Source organism: Solibacillus sp. FSL W8-0372, assembly GCF_037969735.1.
Lineage (GTDB): Bacteria > Bacillota > Bacilli > Bacillales_A > Planococcaceae > Solibacillus > Solibacillus faecavium.
Map to the genome: position 1 here is coordinate 256,641 of NZ_CP150204.1, position 14,638 is coordinate 271,278.

Sequence of the window (14,638 nt, forward strand, 5' to 3'; positions counted from 1 at the left end):
CATGAAGGCAAATGCGAGAAAACGTTTAGGGGACTTATTGGTAGAAGCTGGGGTAATTAATGATCATCAGCTGAATTACGCGTTACAAAATAAAAGCCGTGATGAAAAGCTGGGAGACTTTCTAATTAAGGAAAATGTTCTTACCGAACAACAGTTAATTGAGGTACTAGAGTTCCAGTTAGGAATTCCTCATATTACATTGAATAAGTATGCGATAGATCCAGAACTATTACAGCTTGTACCGAGAGAGCTAGCAAAACGTGCCAATATTATGCCAGTACGTCGCGATAGAAATAAGCTATTAATAGCGATGTCTGACCCAATGGATTATTTTGCGATTGAAGAAGTTCGGATGGCGACAGGCTGTCAAATCGAAACGAGTATTGCAGCAAAAGACGATTTATACCGAACAATCACAAAATACTATGATTTGCAGGCTTCGATGGACGCAGCATTATCCGAAATGGCAGCAAATACAACTGAGGTCCAGCAAGAGATTACTGATGAAGATTCGCCGATTGTTCGTTTAGTCAATCAGATTATTGCCAATGGAGTAGCTCAACGTGCATCGGATATTCACTTTGATCCACAGGAAACGGAATTTAAAGTGCGCTACCGTGTCGATGGTGTGTTAAGGACGGAACGATCACTCCCAAAACATATGCAAAATATGATGACGGCTCGTGTAAAAATTATAGGTGGATTGAATATTACGGAAAACCGTATTCCACAAGATGGCCGAATTAAAGTTAATATCGAGTTTAAAAGTATTGATATTCGACTTTCTACATTGCCGACTGTATACGGCGAAAAAATCGTTATGCGTATTTTGGATGTAAGCAATGCTGCAACAGATATTGCACACTTAGGTTTTACTGAAAAAAATGAAGCATTGTTTAAAAAGATGATTGAACAACCAAATGGAATTGTACTAATAACAGGTCCAACCGGTTCGGGTAAATCATCTACATTATATGCAGCACTTTCGAATCTAAATGATGAGGAAGTTAATATCATTACAGTTGAAGATCCGGTCGAGTATCAGCTAAACGGTGTAAATCAAATTCAGGTGAAGGAAGAAGTCGGGTTAACATTTGCAGCTGGTTTACGTTCGATTCTACGTCAAGACCCGGACATCATTATGATTGGGGAAATTCGAGACTTAGAAACAGCACAGATTTCGATTCGTGCCTCACTGACAGGTCACCTTGTATTAAGTACATTGCATACAAATAGTGCAATCGAATCGGTTTCCCGATTGCAGGATATGGGCATCGAGCCATTCTTGATTTCATCTTCTCTTGTGGGAATTTTAGCGCAGCGGCTTGTACGTCAAATTTGTCGAGATTGTAGTACCGAAGTTGAGCCTACGAGTAGGGAAAAAGAAATCTTCGCAAATAATGGATTCAGCATTGAAAAGGTGCGAAAAGGTCGCGGCTGTTCGGCTTGCGGAAATACCGGTTACCGTGGACGACTTGCCATTCATGAGTTATTACCGATTGATCGGGAGCTAAAGGATTTAATTTTAAATCGTGCAAGCGGATATGAAATTGGAGATTATATGAAAACAGCAGGCTACTATACATTATTGCAAGATGGTCTGTTGAAAGTTATAAATGGTGTCACGACTACTGAAGAAGTATTACGTGTTGCAACGATTGAGTAAGGAGGGGATGCAAGATGGCACTGAAAATTCAAGACTTATTGCAGCATGCATATGACGAAAAAGCATCTGATTTACATGTAACAATTGGTATCCCTCCTGTATACCGTGTAAATGGTCAATTGAAGCAATATGGTGATAATATCGTTACTGAAGAAATGGTTACAGAAATGGTACGAGATATATTGCCAGACTATAAAGTGGCAGAATTTGAGGAGAAGGGCGAAACAGACTTTAACTATTCTTTGGAAGGTTCGTGTCGTTTCCGTGTAAATACGTTTCACCAACGAAACGCAGGAGCGATTGCCGCCCGTTTAATTTCGAGTAAAATCCCAACAATCGAGTCATTAAATATGCCAAAAGTATTGTATGACTTAGCGGAAAAACCCCAAGGACTTATTTTAGTAACAGGTCCAACAGGTTCAGGGAAGTCTACTACATTAGCGGCGATGATTGATTATATTAATGAAACAAAATCTAAGCACATTATTACACTTGAAGATCCAATTGAGTATTTACATTCGCATAAAAAATCGATCGTTAATCAACGTGAAATCGGTGTTGATACAGGTTCTTTTGCAAACGGATTGCGTGCATCACTTCGCCAAGATCCGGATATTATCCTAGTCGGTGAGATGCGAGATTTAGAGACAATTTCCACAGCAATTACTGCAGCGGAAACAGGGCATTTAGTGTTCGGCACGCTCCATACATCAAGTGCACCGACAACAATTGACCGAATTATCGATGTTTTCCCACCACATCAGCAAGGGCAAATTCGTATCCAATTAGCGAATGTATTACAGGGTATTATTTCTCAGCGGTTGTTCATTCGTAAAGATAAAGAAGGACGTGTTGCAGCAACTGAAATTTTAGTCAGTGTTCCGGCTGTAACGAACTTAATCCGAAATGAAAAAATACATCAAATACCAAGTGTCATGCAAACAAGCCGAGCACTAGGAATGCATACATTGGAAACATCAATACAGGCACTGGTTTCTTCCGGTAAAGTTTCGTTGGAAGAAGTACGTCCTTACTTGAATGTAGGTGATTACAGTTGACCGTATTTAAATATGTAGGGCGAACAAAGATGGGAGTCACACAAAAAGGAACGATTGACGCGGCAAATAAGGCAATAGCAATTACGAAGCTTCGAGAAAAGGGGATTAATCCTCGTGAAATAGAAGAGTCGAAAAGTTTATTGCACATGGATATTAACCTTGGAAGCGGAAAAATTAAAACGCAGGATTTTGTAATTTACTGCCGTCAGTTTGCGACATTAATCCGTGCAGGTGTTTCACTTGTTGAGGCAACGAACATTTTGGCAAAGCAAGCGACAAGTAAGCCTTTGAAAAAAGCTTTGGAGAAGGTCGAAGAAGATGTACGTGCAGGTATCCCTTTTTCGGATGCAGTTCAAAAGCATCCAAAAGTTTTTCCTGAGCTATTCGTCAATATGATGAAATCAGGTGAAGCGACGGGGAATATCGATGACACATTAGAACGATTAGCAAATTCATATGAAAAGTCGTTTCGGTTAATTAAAAAAGTACAGTCTACATTAACTTACCCTGCAATGTTATTAGTATTAATCGTTGTTGTCGTATTTTTCATGTTGATTTTTATTGTACCTACATTTGTCGAATCGTTTGAGTCGATGGATGCAGAGCTTCCTATGCTAACTGTATTAACAGTAGCGTTAGGAGAATGGTTAAGACAATATTGGTGGTTACCAATTGGTGCTGTTGTCATAGGTGTGGTTGTCTTCCAACACCTATACAGGAAAAATGAGCAATTTCATTACACTGTACATTATATGCTACTAAAGATGCCAATATTCGGACCACTCTTACAAAAAACAGCAATAGCTAGATTAACACGTAATTTATCTTCATTATTTAGTAGTGCGGTACCTATTTTACAGGCATTAACAATTTCCCAAAAAGTTTCCGGTAATCCGGTTGTAGGAAAAGTAGTATTAGATGCACGAGCAAGCCTTGAAAAAGGAAGTACATTAACAGAACCCTTTGAAAAAAGCTGGATATTCCCGCCGATGGTGACGAGCATGACGAGAATTGGAGAGTCCACAGGCTCACTTGATTATATGCTTGAGAAAATTGCAGACTTTTATGAAGAGGAGGTTGAGAGAACGGTAGATACATTGAAGTCTCTTATTGAACCTTTAATGATTGTCGTATTAGCGGGTGCAGTTGGTATTATCGTAGCAGCAATTTTCTTACCGATGTTTAGTCTTTACGAAAATATGTAAAAGGAAATAGACGTTTTGCAAGGGGGCATCTAAGCGGAGACAAAGCGTCAGTGCAAAAATAAACAAAATATATAATAGAATCTAAAGGAGGATTTAATATGTTTAACATATTAAAAAAACGTATTAAAAATGAAAAAGGTTTATCTTTAGTTGAGCTTTTAGCGGTAATCGTTATCTTAGGGATTGTCGCAGCGATTGCTATTCCAGCGATTGGCAATATTATTGAAAATTCACGTTATAATGCGGTGAAAGCAGATGCAATTAATGTTATTAACGCAGCAAATCTATACTATACTGATAACCCAGGCAAAACTACTGCTGTAACGGTTCCTGAATTAATTTCTGGTAAATACTTAGATTCTTCAGGTAAAATCCCTAATGTAGCTCAATCAACGGTAACACCTACAAATCCGAGAGCACTAACTGCAACTGTGCCAAATGTTATTGGTGCTTTCAGTGTAACCTTCTCTGGGACGGCAACAGGCTCTACTCTATCAACTATTGATAATATTAATAAAGATACTAAAAAGGGTAGTACTATAGATGCTAACTATGCAGTAGGTACAACAACAACAACACCATAATCACCCCCCAAAGAACACCCAACCCAACAGCGTTTGGGTGTTCCATTGGGTGATGATTTCGCTAGTATAATAGCTTTGAAGTTGAGCTTGCCCTGCAATAGAGGCAAAGTATTAAGGGGAGGGTCCCTATATGTTCAAAATGAAAAGAAAATCGCATGTATCTATCCTCGTAAATGACTACGTGATCCGGGCGCTTGTCTCCAAAGGGGCATCACTTGATCAACCCGTTATTTATGAAACTCCATTACCGAGGAATGCCGTACAAGAAGGCTCGATTATGGACGAGATGGCGATATATGATTTGATAAAAGAAAATGTCCCGGACTGGGGTGGAAAAAAACAGAATGTCCGCTTTCTTGTACCGGACACTTCTGTATTATTAAAGACATTCGAGCACCCTGCTGATGTAAGCGGCAAGAAGTTAAAAGAATTCGTGCAAATGGAGCTTGGGAACTCTATTCATTTACCGTTCCAAGAACCACTTATTGATGTTCACGATTCAGTGGAAGGCGATGGGAAAGCGGTATTGTTTGCTGCGCCTCCTGATGAAGTTGGAAAGATGGTTGGTCTTTTATTAGACAATCATTTAAATCCTCAAGTAGCCGATATTCGGGCTTTATGTAATTTACGCTTGCTCGAGGAAATTGAATTTATTGAAACGAATCGTACATACTTAGTGACGGATTGGTCGATTAACGAGCTGTCGATTTGCATTTATTCAAATGGAGAAGTTGAGTTTTTACGCTTCCAAACAATTGATGCTGATTGGGATAAATGGCAGCACGAAGCTTTTGATGCGGGAGAGGTTGAGTTTCGTTATACAGGAGACTTGGATGATTTCCGTAGAGCAACAACAGACCAAGTAATGGAAATTGACCGCATGATGAACTTCTTTAAATTCTCGCTCCACAAAGGGGAAAAAGTTGTCGATGAAATTATTGTGATGGGGGATCACCCATTATTACATCTTATCGAAGCACTATTACGAGACAATTTACCGACACCGATAAGCATTGTAGATGATGCTGTTATTGAAGCTCAATTTCCCAATTGCAAAGCAAAGCATGCGACCTTGTTGGGCCTTGCTCTAAAGGAGGTTAACGAATGATTCCAGATATTAACCTCATGCCCAAAATAGAAAGGGGCGAGGCTAGTTTAAATTTTGCATTCTATTTAGTCGGAATTTTATCATTGGTAACGCTTGGACTTATGGCTTGGACATTTTTCAGTGCGAAAAGTGAAATTGCCAGCTCCATACCAGAGCGGGATTCATTAATTTTAACGCGCGATCAATTGAGTGCGGAAGTTGCCTCATTTGAAACGATGAACCAGGGATCATTAGAAGAATCAGTCGCTTTTGTGAAAAGAGTATCATTTCCAGTTTCTCCGGTTATTACAGAAACACGAAATTTATTACCTTTAAATACATATTTGCGTTCTTATGTATTTTCTGAAATAGGGGTACAAGTTACGGTAGATTTTGAAACATTAAATGCAATATCAACATATGTGAGTAATCTTGAAAAAAGCCCTTATTTCAATGATGTTCAACTAGGCACAATTCAAAATTTTGATGTTAATCCTGTTGGAGAAGAATTAAGTGCAGAGCAACAATTTAGTGAAGTACCACGGTATAGCGTAGAGATTATGTTATTAATCGATCAATTATATGTAGCTGCAGGAGGTGACGAGTAGTGAATTCCTTCTCAAGCAGTAAAAATGGGACGCTTTTATTAGTGATTGCTTTAGCGATGGCGCTGTTATTTGCCGTTTACTACTATGTCGTTAAGCCCAAGCAGGATGAAGAACAGGCGCTCCAAAATGAAATGACGAATATAAAAACGGAAATTTCTACATTAGAACAAACGATTGCAACTCACCATTCACAGCTAGCTCAAACTAGTACAAATGAATTTACATTAAGAAAAAAAGTGCCGGCTAACCGAGAAATCGATGCGCTGATTCTTTCAATTGAGGAAATTGAATACTTAACAGGCTCACGTATTCAAAGTATCGACTTTAACAACTATGATGCTCTCGTATCGAGCTCAGGCTTACAGGATCCAATGGCTAGCTCTGAAACAGAAGAAGGGCAAGCAACAGAAGATGGATCGGAACCAGTGGAACAAACAGAGTCTACTGAAATGGAAGCTAATGATTCAACGGAAGAAACAGATGTACCAGAAGAATTACCGGTTTCAACCATAGCTGTGGAATCATTACCGCCTTCATTAAAGTTAGTTACATTTAATATTAATGTGTCGTCACCAAATGATGTAAGCTTGCTACAGTTTATAAAAGAAATAGAAATGAAAGACCGTGTGATGCGAATCGATATTATTGACTTTGCCCTTCCAGGTGAAGAAGAACAATTTACAGAAGAAGCATCAGAAATCGTAACAGCCAATATACAAATCACAACATTCTACTATGAGTAAGGTGTTTAATACAATGCCCGCGGAAAGCTTCCGACCCGGAATGGAAATCAACCATTTAATATATAGCAAGGACTAGTAAGGAGCGTTGAACATGGAAATAATGTATACAATTTTCGCAGGAATATTCGGGCTAGTGTTCGGTTCTTTTTATAATGTAGTCGGTTTACGTGTACCGAAAAAGGAATCGATTGTAACACCGCCATCTCATTGTGTGAATTGTAATCGACGTTTACGCGCTTTTGAACTCATACCTGTTTTTTCCTATTTATTTTTGCGAGGGAAATGTAGAACTTGTGGGGTAAAAGTATCACCAATTTATGCATTTACGGAGCTAATAACAGGTCTATTATTCGCATTTGCTACATGGCAACTTGGTATTACATGGGAGCTCGCAGTAGCGCTCCTATTCATTTCCTTATTGGTTATTATTAATGTTTCCGATATTGCGTACATGCTCATTCCGGATAAAATTTTACTTTTTTTCCTGCCTTTATTAATTGTAGGAAGAATCCTTTCCCCGCTGGATCCGTGGTGGGATAGTATTGTTGGGGCGGTGCTTGGTTTTTCGCTGTTATTATTAATCGCCATCATCTCAAAAGGCGGTATGGGTGGCGGAGATATTAAGCTATTTTTACTAATCGGTCTTGTGCTAGGAACTTATAATACGCTGTTAACGTTATTTTTAGCGTCCGTTATTGGATCGATTGTAGGGCTTATTATTTTAAAAGTGCAGGGTAAAGGGCGTAAAACACCGGTTCCATTTGGACCATCCATTGCACTTGCCGCAATCATTGTGTATTTTTACGGAGAGCAAATTATTGATATGTATTTAAATTTGCTGCTATAAATTAAAAGAAGGGGTGCTCTGATACGAAGCATCCCTTTAATTATGACTTAATAATCTATAATAACTTTCTCAAATGGGTGATTCGTCAGTAGTTCATATGTTGCCACTTCTACTGCTTTTTCCACGGAATCTGCTAAAACTAATATGCGGTATTTGCCAAAGTCTTTATAATAGGCATCTGCTTCAACATATTTAGTATTTTCGTTCTGTATATTCACGAGAATATTGATGACTATTTCATAACCATCCTTTATAAACTCGAATTTTTTCAATAAAAATCAACCTCCTCAACATTAGTTTATTACCTGTAAAGAGTAATTGACTAGACATGTTGGAAGGTTGAGTTGGATATTTAAAAATTATTCAGCATTTGGGTAAATCATCGTTTTTGGATCAACATAACGGTCAAATTCTTCCTCAGTTAAAAGACCCGTCGCAATCGCGGCTTCTTTTAAGGTTGTACCTTCTTTATGAGCCGTTTTCGCAATTTTAGCTGCATTTTCATAACCGATATACGGGTTTAATGCCGTGACAAGCATTAAAGAATTTTTCAAGTTTGATTCCAATACTTCCATGTTCGGCTCGATGCCAATTGCACAGTTATCGTTAAATGATTTCATTGAATCTGCCAATAAGCGCGCTGACTGTAGGAAGTTATAAATAATAACCGGTTTAAATACATTCAGCTCAAAATTACCTTGTGATGCGGCAAAGGCAATTGTTGCATCATTACCGACAACTTGAGTCACGACCATTGTCATCGCTTCACTTTGCGTTGGGTTTACTTTACCTGGCATGATCGAAGAACCTGGTTCGTTTTCCGGAATCGTAATTTCACCGATACCAGAACGTGGACCACTTGCCAGCCAGCGAACATCATTTGCGATTTTCATTAAATCTGCAGCCAATGCTTTTAGCGCACCGTGAGCTGTTACGATTTCATCATGGCTTGTCAGTGCATGGAATTTGTTTTCAGCGGATGTAAAATGAATACCTGTTAACTTGCTGATTTGAGCTGCAGCATGTGCCCCAAATTCCGGGTGAGCATTTATCCCTGTTCCTACCGCTGTGCCTCCAATTGCCAACTCCTTCATAAATTGTGTATTAACCATAATCATTTTTTCACATTTTATCAGCATATGGTGCCAGCCACCGATTTCCTGCCCAAGTGTTAAAGGTGTGGCATCCTGTAAGTGGGTACGGCCAATTTTAATAATGTCGTTGAATGCGATTGCTTTTTCTTTTAAAGTTGCCTGTAGAAGTTTAAGTCTCGGCATTAAATAACTTTCAACAATTTCAACTGCAGCAATATGCAGTGCAGTAGGGAATGTATCATTTGAACTTTGCGATTTATTTACATCATCGTTCGGATGAATTTTTTCTTCAGAACCACTTGCAGCTAACTTTTCGTTTGCTAGGTAGGCGATTGTTTCGTTTACATTCATGTTCGTCTGTGTACCGCTACCTGTCTGCCAAACAACAAGAGGGAAGTGGTCATCCCATTTACCTGTCAGAATTTCGTCTGCTGCTTCGACAATTGCTTTTGTTTTTACATCAGACAGCTTGCCTAATTTATTATTTGCGAGTGCGGCTGCCTTCTTTAAGATCGTCATCGCGCGGATAACTTCGATGGGCATTCTCTCAGTCCCAATTTGGAAGTTTTCTTTACTACGCTGTGTTTGTGCACCCCAAATTTTATCTGCCGGTACACGGATTTCACCTAAAGTGTCTTTTTCAATACGGAATTCCAATTAAATCATCTCCTTTAATATATGTATACCCAAATTTAGATGAAAAAATGGCAAATCGTGTGAGGGGATTTGCCATTCTTTCAGGAGAAAAGATAAAGATCTTTTCAAAATATGAGTAAAGTGATTAATGAGTTTCGAATCTGAACTGGGGGGAACAGTATCGAAAATATGCTACAACTAATTTGTCTGCCTTACAATGATAATGATAATCTTTATCAATTAGAAAGTCAATAGATTGCATCGTTAATTTTTAGAAAAATTATTTAATTCAAATAAAATATGTAAAACAACGTCCAAGGCATCAACCTGCATCGATGCTTTAGACGTCGCTATTTGTGTTATACACTTATAAGTCAGCTCCTTATAAATAGTTAAACAATTTTTACATAAAAATCCCGACCGTTCGTTAATTCTGGAATTTCCATATTTTTTTCACGCTTATAATAGTCTGATATAGTACTTGCGAGGCCCGCATAGCCGTTCAATAACGTCCCTTGCTTAATTTCTTTCGCAATATTATGGAATTCAAAATAGATGTGTGCCTCATTATCTAATTCACTTAATATCTTCTCTATATCTGCAAGGGGAATATTAATACCTCTCGTATAGCGACATTCGCGCTTATACGTATGGTGCGGAATATTTACTGGTGTTGTTTCGTTAATCATCGATAATTGATTCATAATGTGGCCTCCTTGTTATTCGATATATAAGTTCATTTAATATATTATACCGCAAAAAGGTGATTTATAATCTGAATATTTACTTAATTGGAAAAATTAACAGAATCTTTACCAATTATCTCCTTGCTGCATTTCCTCTGCTACCATTTGTAAATCGTACGCATTGATCATGAACAATTCATATTCATCATGCTGTTCCTTATACTTTTCAATGAGTCGGAGCACATATTTAGGGGAGCCTTCGTTTTCCTCATCATAAACTAGCAATGTCGCATCCGTATTAGCAATGATGAATTTATCTTTTTCAATAAACTGCCATGGTGCTTCGTATGGACGCTTCGTCACACTTGTTACGAAGTCGGCATTATTTACTATATTCATATAGGCCGCTTGTTTATGCTCATTCCAGTTTTTCTCTTGTTCTAAGAAGGGCGTTATAATGGAGTATTTGAGTGTGGAATATTCATTTTTTAGCTCTAGTACAACTTCTGCCGCCCATGTTTCAACACCTGGCTGTCCACTAATCACAACCCACTCCAATCCATCCTCTATAAGGATACGTAATTGGTTTTGCAGTGCTGATTTAATAATAGGGACACCTGGATGCTTATCGTTAAAAATACCAAGCTCATGCGGACGGTAGCCGGTAATATAAATGGATTTCATCATAAATCGCTCCTTAAGATAAAAAATGGAGCCTGGGACAAAACGAAAAATATCTATTTTTTCAAAGAAAAAATAGATATTTTTCTGCTTCTGCCAGAATTGATTTCCGTTACGGGGACGCTTTCCGGGGGCACGGCCTGAGCCTGTAGTCTCAGGCGTCGTGCTGTTCCCTCAGGAGTCGCCCCTTCACTACAATCAATTCATATAATATTCATCATTTCTTAATAAGAGTATTTTCCTTATACAAAGAAATTTCTACTTATGTCCCAGCCTCTTAAAATTTATTTATTCACTAAAAACTGCTTTAATTTGCTCGATGGCCCAGTCTAAATCCTCTTTTGAAATAATTAAAGGTGGGGCAAAGCGGATCACTGTGTCATGAGTTTCTTTGCATAGTACTTTACGTTCTGCAAGCTTTTCGCAATACGGACGAGCCGATTCATGAAGCTCCAAGCCAATGAAAAGTCCACGACCGCGCACTTCCTTTATCACAGCATTGTCGATCGTCTGTAGTTGCTTTTTAAAGTAATTGCCCAACTCAAGTGAACGCTCTGTCAATTTTTCATCCAACAGAACATCAATTGCAGCTATGGAAACCGCACATGCTAATGGATTTCCACCGAATGTCGAGCCGTGCGAGCCTGGATTGAATACGCCAAGAATATCATCATTAGCAACGACTGCAGAAATCGGATAAACACCGCCGCCCAGCGCTTTACCTAAAATATATACATCTGGAATAACGTTTTCCCATTCGCAGGCAAAAAGTTTTCCTGTACGTGATAAGCCAGTTTGAATTTCATCTGCAATAAACAGAACATTGTTTGCTTTGCATAATTCATAGGCAGCTTTTAAATAGCCTTCTGTCGGGATGATAATGCCAGCTTCACCTTGTATCGGTTCTATAATAAATGCTACTGTATCGGGAGTAATGGCAGCTTCTAAAGCTTCAATATCGCCGTATGGAACTAAAGTAAAACCTTCTAGCATAGGACCGAAACCGCGTTTATATTCCGCTTCAGATGATAACGATACAGCACCCATCGTACGGCCGTGGAAATTGCCGTCACAACCAATAATTTTGGCTTGATTTACAGGGATCTCTTTTACTTCATAACCCCAACGACGAGCCATTTTAATCGCTGTTTCAACCGCCTCAGCACCAGTATTCATAGGGAGTACCATATTCTTATCTGTGAGCTTGCACACTTTCTCGTACCATTCCCCTAATGTCGCACTATGGAAAGCACGGGAAGTTAGTGTTACCGCATCTGCCTGATCCTTTAAGGCTTGAATAATTTTAGGGTGGCGATGTCCTTGGTTTAACGCTGAATACGCCGAAAGCATATCTAGGTAGCGATTGCCTTCAGGGTCTGTCACCCAAGCGCCTTCTGCTTTTTCGATGACGATTGGCAGCGGGTGATAATTGTGTGCTCCGAATTTTTCAGTAGTTGAAATAAGTTGTTCTGATTTTGTTGTCATGATGAAATCCTCCTTAAGCAAATTTACTTTTATAACAGAGAAATCAATTACATAAGACGAAAAATCTACATATACGATGCAGGTTTCTTCCAAATTAATGTTAACAGAATACCGAAGAAGATGACAACCGTTGCAAAGTAATATGGATAGTTAACATCAATATCAAATAACATGCCGCCTAAAATAGGGCCGAAAATATTCGCCAAACTCGTAAACATCGAGTTCATCCCACCAACGAAACCTTGCTCATTGCCAGCAATTTTTGATAAATAGCTTGTTACAGCAGGGCGGAATAAATCAAATCCGACAAATACGATACAAGTAACAAGTAAAATCGCAAAGTATGAGCTGACAACCGTCATTAAAAATACTAAAACGCCCGATAAAATTAAGCTATAGCGAATGAGTTTAATTTCGCCCCATTTTTGGGCTAAACGGTCAAACAAAGCTACTTGTGCCACCGCTCCAACAATTGCGCCACCTGTAATGATGATGGCGATATCTGTAGGGGTAAAGCCAAATTTGTGATCAACGAACAGGCTAAAGAACGATTCAAATGCCGCAAGTCCAAATGATGCGACAAAAATTAATATAAAGGCAATTAAGTACATCGGCTCCAAAACACGTTTAAATCCAGATGTTTGATTTGGCACATTTTCATTATTTTCTTCATTGCGCTCTGGTTCGCGCAGTAAAATAATCGACAGAATGGCCGCAGTTGTACCGAGCGCTCCCGCAAAGTAGAACGGCACACGTGTACCGAAATCCGCTAAAAATCCGCCAATACCAGGGCCGATAATAAATCCTGTACTAATCGCTGCACTCATATAGCCAAGTGCTTTCGGGCGAGTTTCCATCGTAGTAATATCTGCGATAAAAGCTGTAACAGCAGGCATAATAAATGCCGCACTAATACCGCCTAATACACGGGATATAAATAATACTTCGATTGTTTTACCTAACCCGAATAAAAATTCCGAAATACCGAAAATAAATAGACCTAGGACGATCATTATTTTACGTCCGTATTTATCAACCGCTTTACCAGCGAGGGGTGAAACAATAAGTTGTGCAATAGCAAATGCTGCAGTTAAATATCCGACAACGGTTCCGCTTATTTGCAATTCATTCATTAATGTTGGAAGTACTGGAATAACTAAACCGATTCCTAAAAAAGCGATGAATAAGTTTAATAACAGTAGCCCTAACGTTACTTTATATTCTCTCATATTTGTTGCTCCTTATTTAGTTGAAAATGACTGTAGAAATATAATCCGCACTTTCTAACATAAACCCTATAGTAGCTATAGAGTCAATAATTCAGATTTAAATTATTGTAAAAAACTATTCACTTCAGTTTTATTTTTAATTCAACAATAAATTCGTCTGCTTTATTAGGAGAGTAATTTATAGGCATAAAAATTTCATAAACGATGGGTACTATCTCTATTCGGTTTTCTTCTATATATTGATATAACTTTTGGTAATGCGTTAAGTATGTGCCTGGTTCAAAGATAAATGCAATACATACATAACGACCTGCAGGAATTGTTTTAACTTCCATATCAGTTGTTAAGTGTGTAATATACCTGTCTGTAATAAGTGGGGTAAAGATATGACTATAATGCAGCTCATCCAAGCTATTATATGGCTGATAAGGATAAATGCATCCGTATCGATTACTCAACAGACTATTTTCAACTTCCAGCGTTTTGATTAGTGAGCTGTAGTATGTGTTCGGTATATAGTAAGGTGTTAGCTCATTTGTATGGATCGATAAAATCCGATTTGTTTCCTCATTTTTAAAATAAACCGTATCAAGCATATCAATTGCGAGCTGTTCCTCCATCTGTTTTTTCGTTTTATATAAAGATTGCTTAATTTCATACATACGATTAATCTGTTTTTCAATTACATTTTCCTGCTGCTGTAAAAAAGATAATAACTCTGCTGGGGTAAAGGCTTGTGCCGCTTTAATCTCTTCTAAAGAAACTCCGATATATTTCAGTGATTTAATAATGTCCAAATAGTATAGTTGTGCATCTTTATAGTACCGGTAATTTGTTTTAGGATCGACGTGGGAAGGTTTGAATAAACCGATCTGATCATAGTAACGGAGTGTTTGTATTGATATATTTGCCAATTTCGATACTTCTCCAATTGAGTAAAGTTTTTCTTCCATAATAGCCTCCGAAATACGTTATTAACGGTATCGTAGCATTAAAGTTGGGTTGGGTAAATTAGCAGGAAGGGGGAAG

The 14,638-nt window shown here is 38.4% G+C and carries 15 protein-coding genes; 8 read left to right on the plus strand and 7 right to left on the minus strand.

Annotation, left to right across the window (positions count from 1 at the left end):
• Position 1: 1 nt before the first annotated feature.
• The 8 genes from MKY13_RS01290 (at position 2) to MKY13_RS01325 (ending at position 7,798) form a co-directional block, all read left to right on the plus strand.
• Positions 2-1,666: an ATPase, T2SS/T4P/T4SS family gene (locus MKY13_RS01290; RefSeq protein WP_339214828.1), complete on the plus strand. Its 1,665-nt coding sequence runs from the start codon at positions 2-4 to the stop codon at positions 1,664-1,666.
• A 14-nt stretch (positions 1,667-1,680) separates the two neighbouring features.
• Entirely contained in the window at positions 1,681-2,724 is a 1,044-nt protein-coding gene (locus MKY13_RS01295) for a type IV pilus twitching motility protein PilT (protein ID WP_339214830.1), read from the plus strand.
• Positions 2,721-3,929, plus strand: a complete 1,209-nt coding sequence (locus MKY13_RS01300) for a type II secretion system F family protein (RefSeq protein WP_339214832.1) — start codon at positions 2,721-2,723, stop codon at positions 3,927-3,929. Before MKY13_RS01295 ends, MKY13_RS01300 begins: the two co-directional genes overlap by 4 nt.
• A gap of 98 nt (positions 3,930-4,027) precedes the next feature.
• Positions 4,028-4,513 carry a prepilin-type N-terminal cleavage/methylation domain-containing protein gene (locus MKY13_RS01305; RefSeq protein WP_339214833.1) on the plus strand — a complete coding sequence of 162 codons (486 nt, stop codon included), beginning with the start codon at positions 4,028-4,030 and terminating at the stop codon, positions 4,511-4,513.
• 130 nt (positions 4,514-4,643) lie between these two features.
• A complete protein-coding gene (pilM, locus tag MKY13_RS01310; protein WP_339214835.1) occupies positions 4,644-5,621 on the plus strand; it encodes a pilus assembly protein PilM in 978 nt (325 codons plus the stop codon).
• Positions 5,618-6,208, plus strand: coding sequence for a PilN domain-containing protein (locus MKY13_RS01315; protein WP_339214837.1), 591 nt, complete (start codon positions 5,618-5,620; stop codon positions 6,206-6,208). Before pilM ends, MKY13_RS01315 begins: the two co-directional genes overlap by 4 nt.
• Complete coding sequence (locus MKY13_RS01320) at positions 6,208-6,951, plus strand: potassium transporter (RefSeq protein ID WP_339214839.1); 744 nt, start codon at positions 6,208-6,210, stop codon at positions 6,949-6,951. The genes MKY13_RS01315 and MKY13_RS01320 overlap by 1 nt, the downstream gene beginning before the upstream one ends.
• 91 nt (positions 6,952-7,042) lie before the next feature.
• Positions 7,043-7,798 carry a prepilin peptidase gene (locus tag MKY13_RS01325; RefSeq protein WP_339214841.1) on the plus strand — a complete coding sequence of 252 codons (756 nt, stop codon included), beginning with the start codon at positions 7,043-7,045 and terminating at the stop codon, positions 7,796-7,798.
• 47 nt (positions 7,799-7,845) lie between these two features.
• On the opposite strand, the gene MKY13_RS01330 is transcribed toward MKY13_RS01325, so the two are convergent.
• The 7 genes from MKY13_RS01330 to MKY13_RS01360 all read right to left on the minus strand — a co-directional run bounded on the left by MKY13_RS01330 (position 7,846) and on the right by MKY13_RS01360 (position 14,562).
• Positions 7,846-8,070 carry a hypothetical protein gene (locus MKY13_RS01330; protein WP_191701300.1) on the minus strand — a complete coding sequence of 75 codons (225 nt, stop codon included), beginning with the start codon at positions 8,068-8,070 and terminating at the stop codon, positions 7,846-7,848.
• 87 nt (positions 8,071-8,157) lie between these two features.
• Positions 8,158-9,549 (minus strand): class II fumarate hydratase, encoded by a 1,392-nt coding sequence (gene fumC, locus MKY13_RS01335; protein ID WP_339214844.1) that lies wholly within the window; start codon positions 9,547-9,549, stop codon positions 8,158-8,160.
• A 371-nt stretch (positions 9,550-9,920) separates the two neighbouring features.
• On the minus strand, positions 9,921-10,232 hold the full coding sequence (locus tag MKY13_RS01340) for a hypothetical protein (RefSeq protein ID WP_339214846.1): 312 nt from the start codon (positions 10,230-10,232) through the stop codon (positions 9,921-9,923).
• 108 nt (positions 10,233-10,340) lie between these two features.
• Positions 10,341-10,901: a DUF1273 domain-containing protein gene (locus MKY13_RS01345; protein WP_339214848.1), complete on the minus strand. Its 561-nt coding sequence runs from the start codon at positions 10,899-10,901 to the stop codon at positions 10,341-10,343.
• A gap of 282 nt (positions 10,902-11,183) precedes the next feature.
• Complete coding sequence (locus MKY13_RS01350) at positions 11,184-12,380, minus strand: ornithine--oxo-acid transaminase (RefSeq protein ID WP_339214850.1); 1,197 nt, start codon at positions 12,378-12,380, stop codon at positions 11,184-11,186.
• A 65-nt stretch (positions 12,381-12,445) separates the two neighbouring features.
• A complete protein-coding gene (locus MKY13_RS01355) occupies positions 12,446-13,609 on the minus strand; it encodes an MFS transporter (RefSeq protein ID WP_339214852.1) in 1,164 nt (387 codons plus the stop codon).
• A gap of 119 nt (positions 13,610-13,728) precedes the next feature.
• Entirely contained in the window at positions 13,729-14,562 is an 834-nt protein-coding gene (locus tag MKY13_RS01360; protein WP_339214854.1) for a MerR family transcriptional regulator, read from the minus strand.
• Between the last annotated feature and the right edge of the window lie 76 nt (positions 14,563-14,638).

What these genes read in the sequence shown, in the direction of transcription:
- MKY13_RS01315 (WP_339214837.1), top strand. Translation starts at nt 5,618, where the DNA reads ATGATTCCAGATATTAACCTCATGCCCAAAATAGAAAGGGGCGAGGCT.
- MKY13_RS01360 (WP_339214854.1), bottom strand. Translation starts at nt 14,562, where the DNA reads ATGGAAGAAAAACTTTACTCAATTGGAGAAGTATCGAAATTGGCAAAT.
- MKY13_RS01325 (WP_339214841.1), top strand. Translation starts at nt 7,043, where the DNA reads ATGGAAATAATGTATACAATTTTCGCAGGAATATTCGGGCTAGTGTTC.
- MKY13_RS01345 (WP_339214848.1), bottom strand. Translation starts at nt 10,901, where the DNA reads ATGATGAAATCCATTTATATTACCGGCTACCGTCCGCATGAGCTTGGT.
- MKY13_RS01350 (WP_339214850.1), bottom strand. Translation starts at nt 12,380, where the DNA reads ATGACAACAAAATCAGAACAACTTATTTCAACTACTGAAAAATTCGGA.
- pilM (WP_339214835.1), top strand. Translation starts at nt 4,644, where the DNA reads ATGTTCAAAATGAAAAGAAAATCGCATGTATCTATCCTCGTAAATGAC.
- MKY13_RS01340 (WP_339214846.1), bottom strand. Translation starts at nt 10,232, where the DNA reads ATGAATCAATTATCGATGATTAACGAAACAACACCAGTAAATATTCCG.
- MKY13_RS01290 (WP_339214828.1), top strand. Translation starts at nt 2, where the DNA reads ATGAAGGCAAATGCGAGAAAACGTTTAGGGGACTTATTGGTAGAAGCT.
- MKY13_RS01355 (WP_339214852.1), bottom strand. Translation starts at nt 13,609, where the DNA reads ATGAGAGAATATAAAGTAACGTTAGGGCTACTGTTATTAAACTTATTC.
- MKY13_RS01295 (WP_339214830.1), top strand. Translation starts at nt 1,681, where the DNA reads ATGGCACTGAAAATTCAAGACTTATTGCAGCATGCATATGACGAAAAA.
- MKY13_RS01305 (WP_339214833.1), top strand. Translation starts at nt 4,028, where the DNA reads ATGTTTAACATATTAAAAAAACGTATTAAAAATGAAAAAGGTTTATCT.